The sequence below is a fragment of the Aminobacter sp. 01T433 genome (assembly GCF_056398585.1).
On sequence record NZ_JBFTPR010000017.1, the window covers coordinates 112,388 to 119,879 of the forward strand.

Annotated in this window: 8 protein-coding genes and 1 pseudogene; 2 read left to right on the plus strand and 7 right to left on the minus strand. The window is 61.7% G+C overall.

Annotated elements, in window-relative coordinates:
- Window positions 1-50: 50 nt before the first annotated feature.
- From ntrC to dusB, 3 genes are read right to left on the minus strand one after another with little or no spacing between them, the layout of a single operon-like run.
- The gene (gene ntrC, locus AC1DLV_RS24405; RefSeq protein WP_476802637.1) at window positions 51-1,508 is read right to left on the minus strand and encodes a nitrogen regulation protein NR(I); all 1,458 of its coding nucleotides are present in this window, start codon (window positions 1,506-1,508) and stop codon (window positions 51-53) included.
- Entirely contained in the window at window positions 1,505-2,641 is a 1,137-nt protein-coding gene (locus AC1DLV_RS24410; protein ID WP_476802638.1) for a two-component system sensor histidine kinase NtrB, read from the minus strand. The genes ntrC and AC1DLV_RS24410 overlap by 4 nt, the downstream gene beginning before the upstream one ends.
- Window positions 2,638-3,666 carry a tRNA dihydrouridine synthase DusB gene (gene dusB / locus AC1DLV_RS24415; protein WP_476802639.1) on the minus strand — a complete coding sequence of 343 codons (1,029 nt, stop codon included), beginning with the start codon at window positions 3,664-3,666 and terminating at the stop codon, window positions 2,638-2,640. The genes AC1DLV_RS24410 and dusB overlap by 4 nt, the downstream gene beginning before the upstream one ends.
- Window positions 3,667-3,806: 140 nt before the next feature.
- Between dusB and AC1DLV_RS24420 the strand changes: the two genes are divergently transcribed.
- A complete protein-coding gene (locus tag AC1DLV_RS24420) occupies window positions 3,807-5,030 on the plus strand; it encodes a bifunctional 2-C-methyl-D-erythritol 4-phosphate cytidylyltransferase/2-C-methyl-D-erythritol 2,4-cyclodiphosphate synthase (protein ID WP_476802640.1) in 1,224 nt (407 codons plus the stop codon).
- Window positions 5,027-5,533, plus strand: coding sequence for a CinA family protein (locus tag AC1DLV_RS24425; RefSeq protein ID WP_476802641.1), 507 nt, complete (start codon window positions 5,027-5,029; stop codon window positions 5,531-5,533). The genes AC1DLV_RS24420 and AC1DLV_RS24425 overlap by 4 nt, the downstream gene beginning before the upstream one ends.
- Here the strand turns inward: AC1DLV_RS24425 and AC1DLV_RS24430 are convergent.
- From AC1DLV_RS24430 to AC1DLV_RS24445, 4 genes and pseudogenes are all read right to left on the minus strand, one after another.
- Complete coding sequence (locus tag AC1DLV_RS24430) at window positions 5,509-5,970, minus strand: type II toxin-antitoxin system RatA family toxin (protein WP_476802642.1); 462 nt, start codon at window positions 5,968-5,970, stop codon at window positions 5,509-5,511. The genes AC1DLV_RS24425 and AC1DLV_RS24430 overlap by 25 nt on opposite strands.
- Before the next feature lie 10 nt (window positions 5,971-5,980).
- The gene (gene lipA / locus AC1DLV_RS24435; RefSeq protein WP_476802643.1) at window positions 5,981-6,943 is read right to left on the minus strand and encodes a lipoyl synthase; all 963 of its coding nucleotides are present in this window, start codon (window positions 6,941-6,943) and stop codon (window positions 5,981-5,983) included.
- 12 nt (window positions 6,944-6,955) lie between these two features.
- Window positions 6,956-7,237, minus strand: a complete 282-nt coding sequence (locus AC1DLV_RS24440) for a GlsB/YeaQ/YmgE family stress response membrane protein (protein ID WP_476787275.1) — start codon at window positions 7,235-7,237, stop codon at window positions 6,956-6,958.
- A gap of 82 nt (window positions 7,238-7,319) precedes the next feature.
- A pseudogene (locus tag AC1DLV_RS24445) lies at window positions 7,320-7,492 on the minus strand (dihydrolipoyl dehydrogenase); the annotation flags it as partial.

Genomic DNA, 7,492 nt, shown 5'->3' on the forward strand with positions numbered 1-7,492 from the left:
CGAAATGTTTCGGCAGGCTTTCGACAGATTAACGTTTGGCTTTCGTCGCCTCAGGCGGGCCGGGACGACTTGAAGACGTTGACGCCGAGTTCGCGGATTTTCTTGCGCAGCGTATTGCGGTTGAGTCCCAGAAGCTCCGCCGCCTTGATCTGGTTGCCGCGCGTCGCCGTCATCGAGGCCAGCACAAGGGGATATTCGACCTCGGCCAGAATGCGCTGGTAGAGCCCGGGCGGCGGCAGGTCGCCGGCGAACATGGCAAAGTAGCGCTGCAGGAAATGCTCGACCGCCTGGCCGACCGACAGATCGTCGGGAATGAGGTTGCCGCCGGGCACGACAGGCTGTTCGCCGGTCTTGAGTTCGGACTCGATGATTTCGGCTGAAATCTCGTCCTGCGGATAAAGCGCTGCCAGCCGGCGCACCAGGTTTTCCAGCTCGCGCACGTTGCCCGGCCACGGATAGCGCTTCATCAGCTCAACACCGCCAGATGAGATATGCTTGGCCTGCAGGCCTTCACTCACGCCCTGTTTGAAGAAGTGGCGGACAAGGTCTGGCACGTCCTCTGAACGCTCGCGTAAAGCTGGAAGGCGAAGCGGTACGACATTGAGACGATAGAACAAATCCTCACGGAACAGACCTTGATTGATGAGGGTCCGCAGGTCCTTGTTGGTTGCAGCGACGATGCGTACATCGGTCTTGATCGGGGTGCGCCCGCCGACGGTGGTGTATTCGCCCTGCTGCAGCACGCGCAGTAGCCTTGTCTGCGCCTCCATCGGCATGTCGCCGATCTCGTCGAGGAACAGCGTGCCGCCGTCTGCCTGTTCGAAACGTCCAGTCGAGCGGTTCTGCGCCCCGGTGAAGGCACCCTTTTCGTGGCCGAACAGCTCGGATTCGATGAGGTCGCGCGGGATTGCGGCCATGTTGATGGCAACAAACGGACCGTTGCGGCGGCGGCCATATTCATGGAGCGCGCGCGCCACCAGCTCCTTGCCGGTGCCCGATTCGCCCGAAATCATCACGGTAAGGTCCGTCTGCATCATGCGGGCGAGCATGCGGTAGATGTCTTGCATCGCCGCCGAGCGCCCGACCAGCGGCATGGTTTCGGGCTGGTCGTCGTGGCGTTGGTCGACCTTTGGACGGCGCGGCTCGGTGAGCGCCCGGTTGACGATGCTGAGCAGTTCGGTGAGGTCGAAGGGCTTTGGCAGATATTCGTAGGCGCCGGTTTCCGACGCGCGGATGGCCGTCATGAAGGTGTTTTGCGCGCTCATGACGATGACGGGCAGTTCTGGCCGCGCCTTCTTGATGCGCGGCAGCATGTCGAAGGCGTTTTCGTCGGGCATGACCACGTCGGTGATCACCAGATCGCCCTCGCCGGCCGCCACCCAGCGCCACAGCGTCGCTGCATTGGAGGTGACGCGGACGTCGTGCCCCATGCGCGACAGCGCCTGGTTGAGCACCGTGCGGATCGCCGCATCGTCGTCAGCGACAAGAATGTTACCGCGCACGCTCATCGATGGGCTCCTTGGCTGTCGTCGTCCAGATGCACGGGCAGTTCCTTCCAGGCGGGCATGAGGATGCGGAAGGTGGTGCCACGCGGTGTCGATTCGCACTCGATCACCCCGCCATGGTCGCCGACGATCTTAGCGACGAGTGCGAGGCCTAGTCCCGAACCGTTGGGCTTGGTGGTGATGAATGGGTCGAACAGGATCGGCAGAATGTCTTCCGACACACCTGAGCCATTGTCATGCACGCAGAATTCGAGCGGCAGCGACACGCGATCCTGGCTGCCGGGGATCGACATGCGGATACCCGGCTTATAGGCGGTCGACAGCGTGATCTCGCCATGTGGATCGTGGCCGATCGCCTCGGCGGCATTCTTGACCAGATTGAGGAAGATCTGCACGAGCTGATCGCGGTTGGCATAGACCGGAGGCAGCGATGGATCATAATCCTCCAGGATCTTGATACCATTGGCAAATCCATTCCTGGCAATCGCCTTCACATGGTCGAGAACGACGTGGATGTTGACCGGATAACGGTCGATCGGACGCTCGTCGGAAAAGACCTCCATACGGTCGACAAGCTTTACGATGCGGTCGGTCTCGTCGATGATCAGCCGTGTCAACGAACGATCCTCGTCAGACGCATTCAGCTCCAGCAATTGTGCTGCGCCCCTGATGCCCGAGAGCGGGTTCTTGATCTCATGGGCGAGCATGGCGGCAAGGCCGGTGACCGAGCGCGCCGCGCCGCGATGCGTCATTTGGCGGTCGATCTTGTCGGCCATCGAACGTTCCTGGAACATCACCACGACCGACCCCGGCAGTTCGGCTGCGGGTGCGACGTAGAGATCGACCATCTTTTCGATGCCAAGCCGGGGCGACGAGACGTCGACCCGGTATTCATTGACCGGTATATTGCGTTCGCGCACCTGCTCGACCAATTGCAGGATGGGGCTGCCGAAGGGCACGAAACGCGACAGCTCGCTGCGCGCCAGCATGGTGGCGCTGGAGCGGAAAAAGTCCTCGGCATCGGCATTGGCGAAGGTGATGAAATTGTCCGGCCCGATCATGATGACCGGGCGACGGATCGTGTTGAGCACGATCTGCGCGGCATCAGCAGGAACGGGCGTCAAGGCAGCGCTCATGCCGCATTCCTTTCGACAGCACCTTCGCAAAACGCCGTAAGTGCTTCACGTAGCGAAGAAATAACCTGCTTCGGATCGAATGAAGTCTGCACCCCGCGACGGAGAACATCCGGCACATTCAAGGTGTGGCGATCGAGATACCAGCCGAGATGCTTGCGCGCCTGGCGCAGCCCGCTTTCGATGCCGTAAAGCGCGAGCATGTCTTCGTAGTGAGCGACGACATAGTCCGCCATTTCAGCCGATGATTGCGGCACGCCGCTTGCTGTGCCGTTCGTTGCCGCCGCAGCGATTACGCCCGCCGTCCATGGCGCGCCATAATGCGAGCGTCCGGCCATGACCGCATCGGCACCGGACTGTTCGAGAATCTCCGCGGCATCCAGCGCGGTTGCGACATCGCCATTGGCGACCACCGGGATGCTGACAGCTTGCTTGACCAGCGCAATCGCACGCCAGTCGGCCTTGCCTTGGTAGAACTGGCAACGCGTGCGGCCATGCACCGTGACCATCTTGACGCCGCCTTGTTCGGCGCGCTGGGCCAGCTCGGGCGCATTGAGCACATCGTCGTCCCAGCCAAGCCGCATCTTCAGCGTCACCGGCACATCGACGGCACCAACGACTGCATCGATCAGCGTCAGCGCAAAATCGAGGTCGCGCATCAGTGCTGAGCCGGCGTAGCCGCCCGTAACCTTCTTGGCCGGGCAGCCCATATTGATATCGACGACATCCGCACCTTCGCCAACCGCGATGCGAGCGCCTTCGGCCATGTGGGCGGCCTCGCGGCCAGCGAGTTGCACCATATGGACCGGCAGGCCGGAATGACGGATGCGAAAGCCACTGGAGCCACGCCCCTTGGCGAGTTCGCCGCTGGCGACCATCTCCGACACAACAAGGCCGGCGCCATGGGAATAAGCACGCGTGCGAAAAGCTTCGTCGGTGACGCCCGACATGGGCGCCAGAAACACCCGATTGCGGATCGTCACATCGCCGATCGAAAGCGGCTCGCCGAGTTTGCTGAGATCATTCATGCACAAAAACAAAGCACCATTTACCTCTGCACAATGAGTAATCATAATCGGTTCATTGTGCAACTGCGAAATGACAGTCGAATGCGGCGCTTTCTGGATTCCTCTGGCCTTCCGCAGGCCTCGCGGCTAAGCCTCTGCACATGAATGAAGAAGCCTTGCCGAACCATCAGAATTCAAAGGTCGCCGTCGTCATTGTGGCTGCCGGCCGCGGCGAACGCGCCGGCCAGGCGGACGGCCCCAAGCAGTACCGCAAGATCGGCGGCAAGGCCGTTATCTGGCATACGCTGAAGGCCTTCCTCGACCACCCGAGGATAGGCCCGGTTGCGGTGGCGATCCACGCTGACGACGCCGAGCTTTTTGCAGCTGCCGCCGGCGAATTCGCTTCTCGCGTGACGGAAGTTGTAGGCGGCGCAACCAGGCAGGAATCGACGCGTCTAGCGCTTCTCGCCCTTCAGGACACCAAGCCTGCCGCAGTGCTGATCCATGACGGTGTCAGGCCGTTCATTGGCGCTGATGTCATCGAGCGCACGATTGAAGGCATCGACGCAAAACGCGGTTCCTTGCCGTCGCTGCCCGTTTCCGACACGCTGAAGAAAGAAGCCTCCGACCGCACGGTAGCCGAAACCGTGCCGCGCGCTGGCCTGCATTCCGCACAGACACCGCAAGGTTTTCCTTTCGGGCCGATCTTGGCAGCCCACCAGCGCGCCTTCGAGGCGGGCCGAAACGACTTCACCGACGATTCCGCCATCGCCGAATGGGCCGGCATCCCGGTCCGGCTGGTGCTCGGTTCGCCCGACAACATCAAACTCACCTGGGCAAAGGACATCGCCATGGCCGACCAGCGCCTCACCGGCCAGACAACCAGCTTTCCCGACGTTCGCACCGGCAATGGTTATGACGTGCATTCCTTTGAAGCCGGCGATCATGTCTGGCTGTGCGGAGTGAAAATTCCGCACTCGAAGAAGCTGAATGGCCATTCCGACGCCGATGTCGGCTTGCACGCGCTGACCGACGCGCTGCTGGCCACCTGCGGTGCCGGCGATATCGGCACGCATTTCCCGCCATCCGACCCGCAATGGAAGGGTGCCGCCTCGCGCCAGTTCGTCGAGCATGCCGCAAAGATCGTTCGTGCGCGTGGCGGACGCATCGCCAATGCCGACATCACGCTGATCTGCGAGGCACCGCGCGTTGGCCCGCATCGCGAAGCCATGACCGCGGAACTTTCCGACATGCTGCGCATTGCGCCGGAGCGGGTTTCGATCAAGGCGACGACCAACGAAAAGCTGGGCTTCATAGGCCGCGAGGAAGGCATCGCCGCAATCGCAACCGCTAGCGTGGTTTATCCAGGAGAATTGCCGGAATGAGCGATATCGGCGCCCTCGCCTCAGCGCTGCTCGAAGCCTGCGCGGCCCATGGCGTCATGGTTGCTACCGCTGAAAGCTGCACCGGCGGCATGATCATCGCAGCCCTCACCGACATCGCCGGCTCGTCGACCGTGGTCGATCGCGGCTTCATCACCTATTCCAACGAAGCCAAGATGGACATGCTCGGCGTTTCGCCAGCCACACTTGAGGCACATGGGGCGGTGTCGCGCGAGACGGCACTCGAAATGGCGGCCGGCGCGCTGGCGCATTCGCGCGCCAGCCTTGCGCTGGCGGTTACCGGCGTTGCGGGCCCAGGTGGCGGTTCAGCCGAAAAGCCGGTCGGCCTCGTCTGGTTCGGTGTTGCGAAGAAGGGTTTTCCACCTGAGGCGGAGTTCAGGACCTTTGAAGACAAGGGCCGCGATTTCATCCGCCGCGAAACGGTCAGGACAGCGCTTGGGCTTGGCTTGCGAGCCGTCGATCAGACGGTCTTCGCTGGCCCGTAGATCACATCGGCACGCTTCTCGAAGGCTTCGGCGAACATGCGGAAGGCACGGTCGAACATCGTGCCCATGAGCACGCCGAGGATGCGGCTCTTGAACTCGTAGTCGATGAAGAACTCGACATCGGAACCGCCGCCTGAGGCGGCCACGAACTTCCACTCATTGGTCAGATAGCGAAACGGACCATCAAGGTATTTGACGTCGATGGTGTTTTCTTCTGGCGTGAGCAACACCTGGGTGGTGAAGGTTTCGCGGATCGCCTTGTAGCCGACTGTCATGTCGGCAACGAGTATCTCGCGGCCATCGCGCTCGCGTCGCGAGCGCACGTTGAGTGCCTCGCACAGAGGCAGGAATTCCGGATATTTTTCCACGTCAGCCACCAGCGCGTACATTTCTTCCGGCGAGTGGCTGACGCGGCGCGTGGTTTCGAACTTCGGCATTCCGCGTTGATCAGGCCTTCTTGGCCAGCAATGCTTCGCGCGCGGCGCGCAGCTTGGCAAAATCGTCGCCGGCATGGTGCGACGAGCGCGTCAGCGGGCTCGAAGCGACAAGCAGGAAGCCCTTCGATTTGCCGACCGTGGCGTAAGAGGTGAACTCCTCCGGCGTGACGAACTTCTTGACCGGGTGGTGCTTCTTGGTCGGCTGCAGATACTGGCCGATGGTCATGAAGTCGACATTGGCGGTGCGCAAATCGTCCATCAGCTGGAGCACTTCGTGACGTTCCTCGCCAAGACCAACCATGATGCCCGACTTGGTGAAGATCGACGGGTCGAGTTCCTTCACCCGCTGCAACAGCCGGATCGAGTGGAAGTAGCGCGCGCCGGGGCGCACCGTCAGATAGTTCGACGGCACGGTCTCCAGATTGTGGTTGAAGACATCAGGGCGAGCGGCGACGACGATCTCGAGCGCGCCTTCCTTGCGCAGGAAGTCGGGCGTCAGGATCTCGATGGTCGTCTGCGGCGTCAACTTGCGGATTGCGTGGATGACGTCGGCGAAATGCTGCGCACCGCCATCAGCGAGATCGTCGCGATCGACCGACGTGATGACGACATGGGTCAGGCCCATCTGGGCGACAGCCTTGGCCACACTCTCGGGCTCGTTGGGATCGACAGCGGTCGGGATGCCGGTTGCGACATTGCAGAAGGCGCAGGCGCGCGTGCAGATCTCGCCCAGGATCATGAAGGTGGCGTGCTTCTTTTCCCAGCACTCGCCGATATTGGGGCAGCCGGCCTCTTCGCAGACGGTGACCAGCTTGTGCGATTTCACGATGTCGCGCGTTTCCTGATAGCCGCGCGATACCGGCGCCTTGACGCGGATCCAGTCCGGCTTACGCAAAACCTCCTGATCGGGCCGGTGGGCCTTTTCGGGGTGCCGCACGCGCGGACGGTCGTTCAGATCGAGCACAGTGACCATCAGTCTATCCTATCAAGGCCGACGCGCTTGCGAGCGGCCGAAAATCCAGAGCAAGATCAGCGCGCCGGCAATGGCGACGATGAGATTGCCCATGAACCCGTAATAATGGATGCCGAGCAGCCCTGCCAGAGTGCCGCCGACAAACGACCCGGCAACGCCAACAAGGATGTTGGTCAAAAAGCCGTGGTCGCGGTTCATCGTGCGTTCGGCGACATAGCCGGCGAGGAAACCGACGAGCAGCATGCCGAAGAAACCGACACCAGGCATGCCGAGAATTCCGTAGCTCTGTTCCATCACTCGTCTCCGGCCAATCGCCTGATATCAGCGCATATAGTGCCAATCGGCGCGCCGCAACAGGCGCGCCAGCGCTGCCCTGTTATGCGTTGAGCGCGCGGCCATAAGCGTCGAGCACGCTTTCCTTCATCGTCTCCGAAATCGTCGGATGCGGGAAGATGGTGTGCATCAGCTCTTCTTCGGTGGTTTCAAGGTTCATTGCGACGACAAAGCCCTGGATCAGCTCGGTCACCTCAGCGCCAATCAGATGCGCGC